At 38.7% G+C, this 13660-nt stretch carries 15 protein-coding genes, 5 tRNA genes and 1 riboswitch; of the genes, 7 read left to right on the forward strand and 13 right to left on the reverse strand.

All coding sequences use genetic code 11. From position 1 onward, the window contains the following. Positions 1-452: 452 nt before the first annotated feature. A riboswitch (PreQ1 riboswitch) is annotated at positions 453-496 on the forward strand. A gap of 51 nt (positions 497-547) precedes the next feature. The 4 genes from queC to FG382_RS11820 are packed head-to-tail and all read left to right on the forward strand — an operon-like array spanning position 548 to position 2975. Further along, on the forward strand, positions 548-1207 hold the full coding sequence (gene queC, locus FG382_RS11805) for a 7-cyano-7-deazaguanine synthase QueC (RefSeq protein WP_142539081.1): 660 nt from the start codon (positions 548-550) through the stop codon (positions 1205-1207). A 3-nt stretch (positions 1208-1210) separates the two neighbouring features. Next, a complete protein-coding gene (gene queD, locus FG382_RS11810) occupies positions 1211-1684 on the forward strand; it encodes a 6-carboxytetrahydropterin synthase QueD (RefSeq protein ID WP_142539082.1) in 474 nt (157 codons plus the stop codon). Beyond that, positions 1677-2405: a 7-carboxy-7-deazaguanine synthase QueE gene (queE, locus tag FG382_RS11815; RefSeq protein WP_142539083.1), complete on the forward strand. Its 729-nt coding sequence runs from the start codon at positions 1677-1679 to the stop codon at positions 2403-2405. The genes queD and queE overlap by 8 nt, the downstream gene beginning before the upstream one ends. A gap of 30 nt (positions 2406-2435) precedes the next feature. Further along, positions 2436-2975: a VUT family protein gene (locus FG382_RS11820; protein WP_142539084.1), complete on the forward strand. Its 540-nt coding sequence runs from the start codon at positions 2436-2438 to the stop codon at positions 2973-2975. Here the strand turns inward: FG382_RS11820 and FG382_RS22650 are convergent. Both FG382_RS22650 and FG382_RS11825 read right to left on the reverse strand, forming a co-directional pair. Continuing rightward, positions 2967-3143, reverse strand: a complete 177-nt coding sequence (locus FG382_RS22650) for a hypothetical protein (RefSeq protein ID WP_170206501.1) — start codon at positions 3141-3143, stop codon at positions 2967-2969. The two genes, FG382_RS11820 and FG382_RS22650, sit on opposite strands and share 9 nt — an antisense overlap. A 48-nt stretch (positions 3144-3191) precedes the next feature. Next, entirely contained in the window at positions 3192-4067 is an 876-nt protein-coding gene (locus FG382_RS11825; protein ID WP_142539085.1) for a radical SAM/SPASM domain-containing protein, read from the reverse strand. A 199-nt stretch (positions 4068-4266) separates the two neighbouring features. Here FG382_RS11825 and FG382_RS11830 point away from each other — a divergent pair, with 199 nt between their 5' ends. Next, on the forward strand, positions 4267-4578 hold the full coding sequence (locus FG382_RS11830) for a hypothetical protein (RefSeq protein ID WP_142539086.1): 312 nt from the start codon (positions 4267-4269) through the stop codon (positions 4576-4578). 52 nt (positions 4579-4630) lie between these two features. On the opposite strand, the gene FG382_RS11835 is transcribed toward FG382_RS11830, so the two are convergent. The 4 genes from FG382_RS11835 to FG382_RS11850 form a co-directional block, all read right to left on the reverse strand. Next, positions 4631-5806: an iron-containing alcohol dehydrogenase gene (locus tag FG382_RS11835; protein WP_142539087.1), complete on the reverse strand. Its 1176-nt coding sequence runs from the start codon at positions 5804-5806 to the stop codon at positions 4631-4633. 12 nt (positions 5807-5818) lie between these two features. Next, the gene (locus FG382_RS11840; RefSeq protein ID WP_142539088.1) at positions 5819-7240 is read right to left on the reverse strand and encodes an aldehyde dehydrogenase family protein; all 1422 of its coding nucleotides are present in this window, start codon (positions 7238-7240) and stop codon (positions 5819-5821) included. A gap of 17 nt (positions 7241-7257) precedes the next feature. Next, positions 7258-8643: a hypothetical protein gene (locus FG382_RS11845; protein ID WP_142539089.1), complete on the reverse strand. Its 1386-nt coding sequence runs from the start codon at positions 8641-8643 to the stop codon at positions 7258-7260. Between the two features lie 166 nt (positions 8644-8809). Beyond that, entirely contained in the window at positions 8810-9802 is a 993-nt protein-coding gene (locus FG382_RS11850) for a LacI family DNA-binding transcriptional regulator (protein WP_142539090.1), read from the reverse strand. Positions 9803-9917: 115 nt separating this feature from the next. Here FG382_RS11850 and FG382_RS11855 point away from each other — a divergent pair, with 115 nt between their 5' ends. Beyond that, positions 9918-10694: an NRDE family protein gene (locus tag FG382_RS11855; protein WP_142539091.1), complete on the forward strand. Its 777-nt coding sequence runs from the start codon at positions 9918-9920 to the stop codon at positions 10692-10694. A gap of 27 nt (positions 10695-10721) precedes the next feature. On the opposite strand, the gene FG382_RS11860 is transcribed toward FG382_RS11855, so the two are convergent. From FG382_RS11860 to FG382_RS11890, 7 genes are all read right to left on the reverse strand, one after another. After that, entirely contained in the window at positions 10722-11747 is a 1026-nt protein-coding gene (locus FG382_RS11860; RefSeq protein ID WP_142539092.1) for a TDT family transporter, read from the reverse strand. Positions 11748-11850: 103 nt separating this feature from the next. After that, positions 11851-11924 (reverse strand) — tRNA-Gly (locus FG382_RS11865). 7 nt (positions 11925-11931) lie between these two features. Continuing rightward, a tRNA-Phe gene (locus FG382_RS11870) sits at positions 11932-12007 on the reverse strand. A gap of 77 nt (positions 12008-12084) precedes the next feature. Next, positions 12085-12160, reverse strand: a tRNA-Asp gene (locus FG382_RS11875). Positions 12161-12163: 3 nt separating this feature from the next. After that, a tRNA-Met gene (locus tag FG382_RS11880) sits at positions 12164-12240 on the reverse strand. A 30-nt stretch (positions 12241-12270) separates the two neighbouring features. Next, positions 12271-12363, reverse strand: a tRNA-Ser gene (locus FG382_RS11885). A gap of 139 nt (positions 12364-12502) precedes the next feature. Next, a complete protein-coding gene (locus tag FG382_RS11890) occupies positions 12503-13198 on the reverse strand; it encodes a hypothetical protein (RefSeq protein ID WP_308421253.1) in 696 nt (231 codons plus the stop codon). Between the two features lie 112 nt (positions 13199-13310). Between FG382_RS11890 and tlp the strand changes: the two genes are divergently transcribed. Further along, on the forward strand, positions 13311-13535 hold the full coding sequence (gene tlp / locus FG382_RS11895) for a small acid-soluble spore protein Tlp (protein WP_142539093.1): 225 nt from the start codon (positions 13311-13313) through the stop codon (positions 13533-13535). The last annotated feature ends 125 nt before the right edge of the window (positions 13536-13660 follow it).

Below are 13660 nucleotides of genomic sequence, written 5' to 3' on the forward strand. Positions count from 1 at the left end.
CGACGCACAGAACGTGCTAGTGGGGACGTTGCGACATGGACGTCGCGCTTTTAGTCCCCGTCATCCCCCACTGATTGTTAGTTGTGTCCCACACGATGGGCCACACAGACGTTGCAAACGCTCTTTTATTTTGCGACGAGCTTTGCGCAGGAGCAACACGATGTTGCGTACTTAGTCTGGGATCATTTCATCGGGCGCATGCCAGCAGTTGATCTCCCACTTATCTTTTCGCTTTTAAATCTTGAAGTGGGAGTCTTACTGCCCGTTAATGCGGGATAAAGTGAAACTTCAATCAGGGGGGGGGTGTTCTTTATCCCCCACCGATTGTTAGTTGAACCAATCGGGCTTTTACGGGCAGTTGACCTCCCACTTATCTTTTCACTTTTCTTAAATCATGAAGTGGGAGTCTTACTGCCCGTTAATGCGGGATAAATTGAATAATTAGCTAGATGAAGGAAGAGGTTTTTAGCTACCCTCTTTAAAAAACTAAGGAGAAAACGGCATTCTTTTTAGGGTGCCGTTTTTTCGTTATAAGGGAGTTTTACAGATGAAGCAGGAAAAAGCAATCATTGTATTTAGTGGCGGCCAAGACAGCACAACTTGTCTGTTCTGGGCAAAAGAACGTTTTAGAGAGATAGAGGCAGTAACTTTTGATTATGGTCAAAGGCATAGCCTTGAAATTGAGTGTGCGAAAGCCATAACAGAGGAGCTTGGTATTAAGCACCATATTCTAGATATGTCTCTTTTAAACCAGCTTGCACCGAATGCATTAACCCGAGAGGACATACAGGTAGATGACGGGGAAGAAGGTGGATTGCCATCGACTTTTGTACCTGGGCGGAATATGCTCTTTCTTTCATTCGCAGGGGTTTTAGCAAGCCAAGTAGGAGCCAAGCATATTGTGACTGGCGTTTGTGAAACCGATTTTAGTGGCTACCCCGATTGCCGAGATATTTTTGTTAAATCTTTGAATGTAACCTTAAATTTAGCGATGGACGATACTTTTGTGGTGGATACACCACTCATGTGGCTGAACAAGGCACAAACATGGGAACTTGCGGATGAGCTTGGAGCGCTTGAGTTTGTTCGAGAAAAAACGTTGACCTGCTATAACGGTGTAATGGCGGATGGCTGTGGGGAATGCCCAGCTTGTAAGCTACGACAAAGAGGGCTTGATGAGTATTTAAGCTTTAAAAAGGAGTCCTAAGGCATGAGTGATTTTAGAATTGTCGATAAGCTCCAAAAAATAGAGGAAGATATCCAAAGTAGTCAATTAAAGTATCATGCAAAGCGAGTTTTAGTGAGCAAGGAGTTCACTTTTGATGCTGCCCATCATTTACATAACTATGAAGGTAAATGTAAAAATTTGCACGGTCATACATATCGGGCTGTATTAGGGGTGAGTGGATATACCGATGAACGAGGCCTGATGATAGATTTTGGCGATTTAAAAGAAATATGGAAACAAAAAATAGAGATTTATTTGGATCATCGTTATTTAAACGAAACGCTCCCACCAATGAATACGACTGCGGAAAATATTGCTGTCTGGATCTATGAGAAGTTGAGTGAAGCATTGATTGAGGGCCAACGATATAACGGGGCACGTGTAGAATTTATCAGATTGTATGAAACTCCGACAAGCTATGCCGAAGCAAGACGGGAGTGGATGGAAGTTGAGTAAAGTACCTGTTATGGAGATTTTTGGTCCGACGATTCAAGGTGAGGGGATGGTAGTTGGCCAAAAGACAATGTTTGTCCGAACTGCTGGCTGTGATTATTCTTGCTCGTGGTGTGACTCATCTTTCACATGGGATGGTAGCGGAAAGCATCTAATTGTCCAAATGACCGCAGAGGAGATTTGGGCTGAGTTGAAGCGTCTTGGAGGAGATGGTTTTTCTTTTGTCACCATTTCAGGTGGAAATCCAGTACTCCTTCGAAATTTGGAGGCACTAATTGTTCTACTAAAAGCTAACAACATAAAAATCGGTGTGGAGACGCAAGGGAGTAAATGGCAGGAGTGGCTGTATGAAATCGATGAACTGACGATTTCACCAAAGCCTCCGAGTTCCGGAATGACCACAGACTTTTCTGTTCTATCTTCTATCATCGAAAAGCTTAACAATAGAAATAGCGAGCAGCATATTTCTCTCAAAATAGTCATTTTTAATGAAGAAGATTATGAGTATGCCAAGCAAGTCCATCTTAGATATCCGGCGATTCCTTTTTACTTCCAAGTTGGAAACGATGATAGCACGACTACAGACAATCCAAGCTTAGTTAACCATTTACTAAAGAAGTACGAAGAGCTAATTGACCGGGTAGTTGGGGATCAGGAATTAAGGGATGTCAAAGTACTACCACAGCTTCATACGCTAGTTTGGGGAAATAAAAGAGGCGTATAAGCTATAAAAAATTACTTGAGGAGTAACATCATGAGAATCTTATTTTATTTAATATCTATCGTCACTGCTAATGTGGTAACGGCAGCATTTGCGCCATTGCAGTTAGGCGTGTTTATCGTCCCAATGGGAACGCTCCTAATTGGAGCGACATTCATTTTCCGAGATCTTGTTCAAAATAAATACGGAAGAGCAAAAACTTATTTATTTATCATTGTTGCTTTAGGCTTGTCTGCATTAGTGTCATTCATGCTTGGAGACACATTATTAATCGTAGTAGCATCCGCACTGTCGTTTGTTATCGCTGAAACAGCGGATACAGAAATCTATACAAGGTTAAAGCTGCCAATGGCTTGGCGTGTGTTTTATAGTGGAATTGTCGGAGGATTTTTAGATTCTGTGATCTTCGTCATCATTGGCTTAAGCCCACTTGGAGCTAATTTTCTTCCTTGGGAAGCTGTACCATTTGCTATTGTAGGACAGGTTATCGTGAAGACGATTATTCAAATGTTTGGTGCATTGATATTGAATCAAGTGTATGTAAGTAGAAGAAAGCAGCTTGTTTCAGAATAACAACATTATTAAGTATAAAAATAGCCCTCCAGTCCATCGAACATTTTCGATAGAGTGGAGGGCTTGCCTATTTTTATCATATTCGTTATTTGCTGCAAGCATCGCTGCAAGTAAAATAATGACAGTGGGCATCGTTATCATCATAAACGGTTTGATAGTAGCAGACAAGAAGGGAACCATCATATCTTTTATAGATATGACACACTAGTCAGGACATTAAGCTCCAAATCTCTTCCGATATCCACACTTCCTGCACATTTCTTCTACAGCTTCTCTTCTAGAAAAGCCATCATACAAATTATTAGCTCTTTCTCCTTCAATAATTTCTGAGAAAGGTTTATCGTTTATGTTACCAAGGTCAATGACACCTTCTCCGTCTAAACAACAAGGTACGACCGTACCATCGACAAGAATTGCTGCTTGACTTCGAAGGGCATGACAAAACCCTTTGCCGTCATCTTCTGGTGCGAGTAGGCTTGGCCATTGGAATTCATGATCTTGGTTAATATAAATGCGGTCCGCAATTTTAACTCCACTTCCAGGCACTACTTTTTCTTCAATTTTGTAATCTAAGTTGAATTCTTTTTCTAAGATTTCTAATGTTTCTTGGTTTTTTCTCTTTTGTTCGCTTGTTGCATGAACTGGGTCTAAATTCCATAAGCGGAAGGAGATGAGGACCCCTTGTGCTGCAGCTTCTTTTGCGAATGAAAGGATTTCTGCTAAGTATCCTTCACGGTCGGTGGAACCTTCATGTCCATCAAAGCTATGGAGCGAGAAGTTCATCTGTCTTAACGCTGGTTTACCTAACAGTTTATGTCTATTCTTTTTAAGAAGTGTTCCATTTGTTGTGATATTTACTTTAAATCCTTTGGCATCTGCAGCATCTAATAACTGATCGACTCTAGGGTGGAGAAGAGGTTCTCCTTTCACGTGTAGATAAATATATTTTGTATGTGGTTTGATCTGATCGAGTATTTCATTAAACTTATCTACCTTGAGGATATTTGCTTTCCTTGCAGTGGGAGGACAGAAGCTACAAGCAAGATTACATACACTTGTAATTTCGATATACATTTTTTTAAATGTTTTCAACGTTTATTCACCATTCCAGTTCTAGTTATTTAACTCTACTCATTTTAACAGAAATACGTACATTATTGGATAATATATCGATACGTGAGATCATTAATAAGAACACTTATTCCTTGAGTATGTTGATTTTCTTATTTTTGCATAGTATTATGGTTCCATATTATAGAGTACGCAGAATTTGATCCATGGAGGTAAACAATTGATCGAAGTAATAACAGTAGTAAACCTAGTGATAGAAGTAACAAATTCAAAAGATTATCAAAAAGAAGTCGAACAAGTACTGCGGTCTAATACCTCAACTATACAACATATAGAGACTATTAGCATATCTCCTATTAGTGATAATTTAAAAGCAAGTGCACTGGCTAAATTCAGGGTATTGATCGAAGAAAGAAAAGAAAACAAATTCTTAGATGACTACGTGGGTCTTGTTCTTCCAAAGTTTTATAATTTTCCTCATGCGATGCCATTGAGTAATCAAATTTATAAAATATCGCGTATAGAAGGATAAAATAAACACCCATTTGAGTAGCAACTCAGTTGGGTGTTTATTTGAGTTTCTTTTATTTTTCAACAATCGTTCCATCGAAAGCTGCTTTATATATCGCAAAAATGTCGTCTTTTTGTAAAGGCATCGGGCTACGTGCTAAAATACGTTTTTGCTCAATGGCGTCCTTCGTTAAGCTTTCTAGTGCATCTTCTGTAATATTAAAGCCTTTTAATGTGGAGGGAATGTTCACGTCTTCTACTAAACGTTTTAGTTCCGCTACACATTTATAAGAAGCTTCTTCTTGTGAAAGGTTGGATGAGCTAAAGCCCATCGCATCGTAAATGTCTTTCATGCGCTTTTCACAACTTTGGCGAATATAACCCATTACATATGGAAGTAGTACAGCGTTTGAGTCTCCATGTGCGATGTGGAATTGACCACCTATCGGATAAGCTAATGCATGAACACCTGCAACTCCTGCATTGAAGAATGCAAGACCAGCAAGGTAGCTACCGTAGCTCATATCTGTACGAGCTTGTTTGTCTTCACCGTTTAATACAGCAGTACGGATAGCATTGCTGATTAAGCGGATTGCTTGTAAAGCAAGTGCATCCGAAACAGGACTCGCATTTTTAGAGATATAAGCTTCTACTGCATGAGTCAGAGCGTCAACCCCGGTAGCAGCAGTTACTTTCGGTGGTAAAGAGATGGTCAAAGCAGGATCTACAATCGCCACGTCTGCTAATAGGTAATCATGTGTCACAACATCTTTTGATGTCTCCAGTGATAGCACCGAAATATTCGTTACTTCTGAGCCTGTGCCAGAAGTAGTAGGAATTAAAATAGTAGGAAGTCCCTTTTTAGTTACTTTTTTTGTGCCAGTTAAGTTTAAGTAATCAGCCACATTACCTTCATGCGAAGCTAATACACCTGCCAGTTTTGTTAAATCTAATGCACTACCTCCACCGACACCAATCACCATATCAAATTCGTTGTCACGCGTATATGCAACTAGCTTTTCTCCAATTGCTAGGGGGGGTTCAGGTACGACTTCTGTATAAATCTCAGTAGAGTATCCAGCGTTCTCCAGAGGTTCAACGACTGTATTGGTTAATCCGATATCTTTTAAAAATGGATCTGTAACTACAAGAATTTTACTCACGTTAAAGCGATTTACTTCATCCAGTAGGTGAGATAGTGAATCCCAGCCAGTATAACTTAATGGTGTGAATGTAATTTTTTCGGACATGCTGTTCACTCCTTAGTTGTGATTCCAAACCACTAGTTTTGTTTCAGTCATTTCATGAATGGCATATTTTAAGCCTTCTTTACCCGTACCACTTTCTTTTACTCCGCCGTATGGCATTTGGTCTACACGGTATGTCGGAATATCATTAATCAAAACACCGCCAACTTCTAATTGTTTGGAAGCTTTGAATGCTGTCTGAATGTCGTTCGTGAAGATTCCCGCTTGAAGACCGAAGTTTGAATCATTGATCGCTTCAATTCCTTCTTCAACAGAGGAAATACGGTTAACTACAACGATTGGAGCAAATACTTCCTGACAAGAGACTTTTAAAGTAGGGGATACATTCGTCAAAATAGTTGGCATGAAAACCCCATTCTCGATTTTCCCGCCTGTTACAATTTCAGCACCATTTTGAACCGCTTCTTGCACCCAATCCACGGCACGATCCTGTTCACCTGGATGAATCATCGCAGAGACATCCGTCGTTTCCTCGAGTGGATTCCCAATAACTAATTCCTTTGTAGCTTTAGCGAATTGTTCAATGAATTCATCAAATAATTCCTCCATTACATACGAACGTTGTAAAGAAATACAGACTTGCCCCTGATTAGAGAAGGCACCAGTGACACATTTAGGTACGATCTGAGATAAATCAACATCTTTGTCGATAATTAGCCCAGCGTTTGATCCTAACTCGAGTGCGACTTTTTTCAAACCTGCTTTGTTACGAATACCGATGCCTACAGCAGGGCTTCCCGTAAACGTAATCATTTTCACTTTGTCGCTTTCTACTAAAGCATCGCCAACCGTTCTACCACTACCTGTAATGACGTTGAAGGCACCCTTAGGTAAAGCTGTTTGATCAATCAATTCAGCTAAAAATAATGCTGAAAGGGGAGTTTGTGATGCTGGCTTCAATACAATTGTGTTACCGGCTGCAATTGCAGGTCCTACTTTATGAGCAACTAAGTTTTGCGGGAAATTGAAAGGTGTAATGGCACCAACTACCCCTATTGGCTGTTCAATCGTATAACCGAAACGGTTTGCTCCATTTTTTGCAGCGTCCATCGGAATCATTTCACCAGTCAACCGTTTTGCTTCTTCCGCTGCAAATTTATATGTTTCAATTGTGCGGTCAATCTCACCTAATGCATATTTAATGGGTTTGGCAGCTTCTAACGAAATAATTGTTGCCGCTTTTTGACGATTATCAGCAAACAATTGAGCGATTTGCTCCAAAATAGCAGCACGTTCATAGGCAGTAAGCTCAGCCATTCGTTTTTTAGCATAATCAGCTACTTCTATTGCTTGTTCTACCTCCTCACGAGTCGCTTGTGGTATGTGAGCAATGACTTCTTTTGTGTGTGGCGACTTTAGTTCTGTAGTCTTTTCTGAAGACTTCCATTCACCATTTACGTAATATTGCTTGTTCATCGAATCATCCTCTCAAGTTATACTTTTTCTGAATCTGATTGCTGATCTTTTGAAAATGTTTGATCAACTTCACCCTTGAAGAAATCTTTACCAAAAATTAAGAAGCAAAGTAAGATTCCTACCGCGAATGCCCATGCAGCACCCTTAATGCAAAGGATAGCACCGATAATACCCGCGATACCTAAGTCACGTTGGCTGCGTGATTCTAAAATTCCGACTTTTACACTTACATATCCTTGAATTAACATTGTTAAGGCTAAAGCAACTCCTAAAATGGGCTCAACTAAACTCACGATAGGCAATAAAAGTAAACCTGTATTTGTACCCCAACGGAATGAACCAACGCCTCCAAAGAATGAATCCATCGCTTTACGGCCTTTTTTAAAACGCTCAACCATTACTACTTGCATAGCAGACCATAATGGACCACTCATCGTTACGTCTGGTCCTAAAATACTCATGACACTGTTACGTATACCGAAAATTAAATGCGCGCGACTTGGGCTATACTCCACTTTTTCATCAGGACGTGATGCTGCCCCATCTTCCACTAAAGCTTTGGTTTGCAGTACATCGCCGAATAATACGATATAGGCTGCAAGTACAGTAGGCAATCCTGTGATAAACATCATAATGGGTGGGAATCCTATACCAAAGATTGTGTATTCATTCCACAACGTAATGAAATCTGGAGATGAGAAGCCCCATTGAATCGTTGGCCAAGCTGCCTCACCAAATAATGGCGCAATCACAACTGCTATAATAATAACTGGGAAAATCCCCAATTTAGCGATCGTTCCCCAAAACGGGTTACGATTTTGGAAAAGAGCAAAATGTTTTGAGAATAATAGGTAGAATCCAATTCCAATTGCAATTGTAATGGTCCAAGGGAAACTTTCAAATTTACCCCCAATTTGAAATACCGAAATGACAGCTGCAAGCCCTGCACCGAGAATAATCCCTGACTTTATCGCTGAAGGGATAATCCCGACAACTTTTGCGGCTAAACCTGTTGCACCCAAGAAAACGGAAAGAATTCCTAGCGTCATCTGGAATGCGATAAGTGCATGCACGCGTTCAGGTCCTTCAGGGAATTGCTGACAATACAACATGATTAAGGGAATTGCTGGAGTAATCCATCCTGGCACAGCAGGATCACCAAGTAAATGATGTAATAAATAGAAGACTCCATTTAAAACGACAATTGCTAAAGCAACTTCAAACGGCATTCCTAATAGTTCGATTAAAAGTGGAATAGCCGACAAGTCAACCGCACACATAAGTAGACCTTGTACATAGTCAGGCCACTCGAAGCGATAATGAATAAAAGGTAAACGAATTTTAAAAGGTCCTGCTGGTATGTATGGTGACTCTTCCCCATATTTCCGATCTTTCCATTTCATAAACTAATTTCTCCCCTTACAAATAAAATGAAACCCCTTACAAAAACGGATGAATATATGAAGTAGTTTCACTAAATGAATACGTAACCATTTTCCGATAAAAATATAAAAATGGTTACGTATTCATTTTGGTTAAAAAATTAAAACAAACCTTTAAAAGTCTGTTTTAATTTTTCCGTGTCGTACTTCTATGAAACACTTTAACAGATTCGGTGATTTGTATGCAACTGTTTTTTTTATTTTCAATCATTTCAATTAATTCGCGGATAGCCAAATAACCAAGATTTTGTTCGGAAATGCTGCCGACCGTTGTAAGTTGAATTGAACCGTGGCTGCTTATATCAACATTATCAATACCAATAATACTAATATCTTGTGGAACAGTATAATTTTCTTGAATTGCCACATCTATTAAAAACAAAGCAAGAGAATCTGCACCCGCACAAATAGCGGTAGGAGGATGTTCTAGCTTCATTAATTTATGAAAAGCATCTGTAATTGCCTGCTTAGATGCGTCCGTATTAATGATATATTGTTCGGGTAAACATAATTTATAATCTTTCATGGCCTGAAGAAATCCAAGGTAGCGGTTGTTGAAGGTGCTCACAGTTAATGTTCCACCAACCCATGCTATCGCTGTATGACCTTGTTCGATCATATGCTGTGCTGCTAAATAACCCGCTTTGAAATTGTCTATTTCTACAAAATGCTCATTATTTTTGTGTTTTCGATTGTATGTAATAAAGGGAATATCCATTCGAGTAAGCTTCTCGAATATCGGATCGTCTAATAATATACAGGATAATATAACGCCGTCCACTTTATGTTCTATGGCAGTTGCGTATGCTTCATTTAACTTTTCATCATTCACGAATTGTACGTTAACACGGTATCCCATTTCATTGGCATAATGAACTATGGCGGATGTCGTGTCGACAAAAAATGGATTATGTAGTGGTCCTGATAAAAGCGCAATAGTACTCGTTTTATTTTGTACGAGAGAGCGTGCATGTCCATTGGGGACATAGTTTAAATCATGAATCGCTTTCATAACTTTATCAAAGGTAGGCTTTTTAACAAATTCCGGAGAATTTAATACACGTGAAACCGTCGTTTGGGAGACGCCTGCGTGTTTTGCTACATCTTTGGAAGATACCAAAACTTTTCCTCCTTCTGTTTGAAGTAATGTATAGTGATAACTATATAAGGAATCTGATAAGATGACTACTAAATATTATTAAATAGAAAAATGAAATGAGAAAAGAGGAGTATAAATGTGTTTAATTAATTTTCAATTCCACAACCATCCAAACTATAAACTAATCTTAGCAGCTAATCGGGATGAGTTTTATAATCGGAAAACGGAGCCTGCACATTTTTGGGAGGATGCTCCAAATTTATTGGCTGGACGAGATCTAGTAGGATTAGGAACTTGGCTAGGCATTACAAAAGAAGGAAAGTTTGCGGCATTAACAAATTATCGAAATCCAACTAAAATGACAGATGGGAAGACTTCGCGTGGTGAAATTGTACAAAATTTTTTGGCATGTAGTCTTTCATCAGAAGAGTATCTTAAGTATTTGGATAGGGAAAAAGAAAAGTACAACGGATTCAATTTGATCGTAGGTGATCCAGAAAAACTTTACTATTATAACAATATAGAAGGTGAAATTACAGAGATTCAGCCAGGAACACATGGGTTGAGTAATAAGTTTTTGAACACGTCATGGCCAAAGGTAGTAAAGGGAAGGGAGAATTTGAAAGCATACAGTTCAAAGAAAAAGGAAGTCCAATTAGAAGAATTGTTTGCCATTATGACAGATGCGGAAATTGCCTTAGATGAGGAACTGCCAAATACAGGGGTCGGTATTGAACTAGAGAGAAGTTTATCGGCATTGTTTATCAAAATGCCTAATTACGGTACTCGTTGCTCCACAGTCTTGTTAGTGGATAATGACAATCAAGTAACTTTTGCAGAACGTACCTATGTGGACGGAGAATTTTCAGACGACAAGCATTTTACCTTTTCACTATCTTCTTCCAAAAGTTAAAACCATTGTTTCCGTTGAAACAATGGTTTATATTTTTTTAGCTATCGCAAGGGGATTTGTTTTTGTGACAATGAATATTAAAAACAAGGATAGCTCTACGATTAAGAGTATTAACACAATCCATCCTAAAAAATGGAGGAAATGATTTTGAAAAGACAAAGGTTTACTGGAAGATGAAAAGGTGTGCACTAAATTGAATGTAAAGAAATAAAACATGCCAAATGTGAAATTTCTTGCCCATTGAGTGATATGGTATGTAAAAATTCCTTTTTGCCAGCCATATTTTTGAATTCTTGCAATACCTCTTATTATTTCCGCTGTCTCAACTATACCAAATAAAAAAAGTACGATATACCATACGAACAGGATTGTTACCAGAGAAAAACTCCCCGATTGCACCAGAGCTAATCCAGTGATGGAAATCGCTCCATGGATAATACAATCAGTGTTTTTCCATTCGTGGATATCCCGCCATTGTGAAGCAAAACGACTACCAATTAAAGTAATAGAAAACACATAAAACAAAATCCCCAACATAATGAAAGCAATCATTAATGAGGGGTGGAAAGCTGGTCCAAAGGTAGTCACCAATAAACCAACGATTGACTGAGTGCTAACGGTGGAAAGCAAGATAACGCCATGAGTATTTTTGGTCTCTTTGTTAGCAATAATTGTTTTCCATTGTCGAATACACAAAGCGATAAAAGCTATCCATAAAACTAAGTTGGCACACGCTAATACTTGAACAATCGATAGAAGAGCAGGAGCCCGCTGTATGATTAAGTCATCGATAACAGAAGATGCTGCAATCCAAGTACCGACGCCAAAGCTTTTAATAGGTAAATTAACTAAGCTATTCCGATAATCTCTTTTTGACAAGGAAAGAAAAAATGCGAAGAGCATAAAAAGCCAAACTAAAACTAAAAGTCCTGATAATGCTAAAGCTAGATGACTATTTAAAAATGGAAATTGATAAACAGCACCTAGAAGAAATATACCAAAGGCCATAATAATCGAACCTGCTGAAGCATCAATCGTTTTATTAGAAAACATAACATGATCTCCGTTGTTAAAGAGTTTTTAACTCTTATAATTAGTCAAAAAAAAATAACCCATTCAGGAGCAAATACTCGCAAAGGGTTAACATTTATATTATTGGAGCGGGTGAAGAGAATCGAACTCTCATCATCAGCTTGGAAGGCTGAGGTTTTACCACTAAACTACACCCGCATTACTATGGTGGCTCAGGACGGAATCGAACCGCCGACACAAGGATTTTCAGTCCTTTGCTCTACCGACTGAGCTACTGAGCCGCTTTGATTTACGCTAAGCTTAGCATCTCTTCGTCAGCTACACTTGCTTATCCTAAATCTCAAATCAAAATAATAAATGGCGGTCCCGACCGGGATCGAACCGGCGATCTCCTGCGTGACAGGCAGGCATGTTAACCGCTACACCACGGGACCATTTGGTTGCGGGGACAGGATTTGAACCTGTGACCTTCGGGTTATGAGCCCGACGAGCTACCGAACTGCTCCACCCCGCGATAATAATATAATAAATTTTGAAGATAAAATGGAGGAGGAAGAGGGATTCGAACCCCCGCGCGGTATGACCCGCCTGTCGGTTTTCAAGACCGATCCCTTCAGCCAGACTTGGGTATTCCTCCGAAATATTATTGAAGACAAGATATAGTATACAACACATTTCATGAAAAAAGCAATACTTTTTTTAAAAAAATTTAAAACCAATAAAAGTTATTAAATCATTGCATTAAAAAGCACCTCTACAAAGAGATGCTTTTTAAATTATTCGTTTATAATTTCTTCATAGCCTACCATTTGATCCAGATGGCTGGCGATCATAGCGATGATTGTACTGCCCTCTTCTTTTTTAAAGCTAAAGTTACTTTCGTCTTCGAAGTACTCGGAGTCTTCCGTCCAAATACGATTAACTCTTCGTAGAACTCCATCACCATTTGCACTGTCGATACCAAATTGATAAGTTACTTCAATTTTATCATCGATTTGGAAAGCGGTAACTTCTGGCGTTTCCCATTCAACATCAATTTCTTCAAGCGTAATTTCATCGTCTAAAACTTCGTATCCCTCTTCTAAATCATAGTAATCAGCGTCATCTTCTTCCATGAATTCATGGAAGCTTTCATGAATTATTTCCATTATATCCGTTATGTCATCTAACATTATTCTAATAGGTTGGTGAAGTACTGTATCAAAACTTTCTTCGTAAAATTCTTCATTGTAAGGATCGAAATGTAGAGTAAAGAAATATTCTCTTTCCTCTTCCTCTGTTTCTACAAAAAACTCCATTCGTGGATGTTTGGAAGCTTTATTTATACTCATATGTCCACGTTTGTCATATTCCTCACAAATGGATTCCAATTGTTCCTGAAGCTCACTAGCTACTCTGTTAAACCATTCCATCGACATATCATTTTCGCCTCCTAGTGTTTTTCCATTTCTATCTTCTCCTAAATTCTTCATTTAATTCATTCTATTTATAACGATATTTTATTAATGGTTGTACAGCATTTTTTTAGTTTGAATGGGGACGATAATTCTCGTATGTTCATATTTGTACATTAGGAGGAAAAAAATGCGTAAAAACACTTTAAAGCCAGATAATCGTTCTGATAATGTAGAAAAGCTTCAAGATATGGTAATGAACACAAAAGACAACATGGAAGCAGCTGAAGAATTAATGGCTTATAACAGTGGTGAGGAACGAGAGGCTATCAGACAAAAAAATGCGCGTCGTGAAAAGAGTCTAGAAGGCTTTCAAATAGGGATTATCGACGATACTCAGGATAAAACCACATAATAAAAAGCAAAAAGATGGAGAGAAATCTGCATCTTTTTTTATTAGTCAATTTATTTCTCTTAAATGAACATAGGTACTTCTTTTTTGGACACTCTAAGAGGAAAAAGAAAGTTACATGAGGTGAG

The organism is Psychrobacillus lasiicapitis (assembly GCF_006861795.1).
GTDB classification, from domain to species: domain Bacteria; phylum Bacillota; class Bacilli; order Bacillales_A; family Planococcaceae; genus Psychrobacillus; species Psychrobacillus lasiicapitis.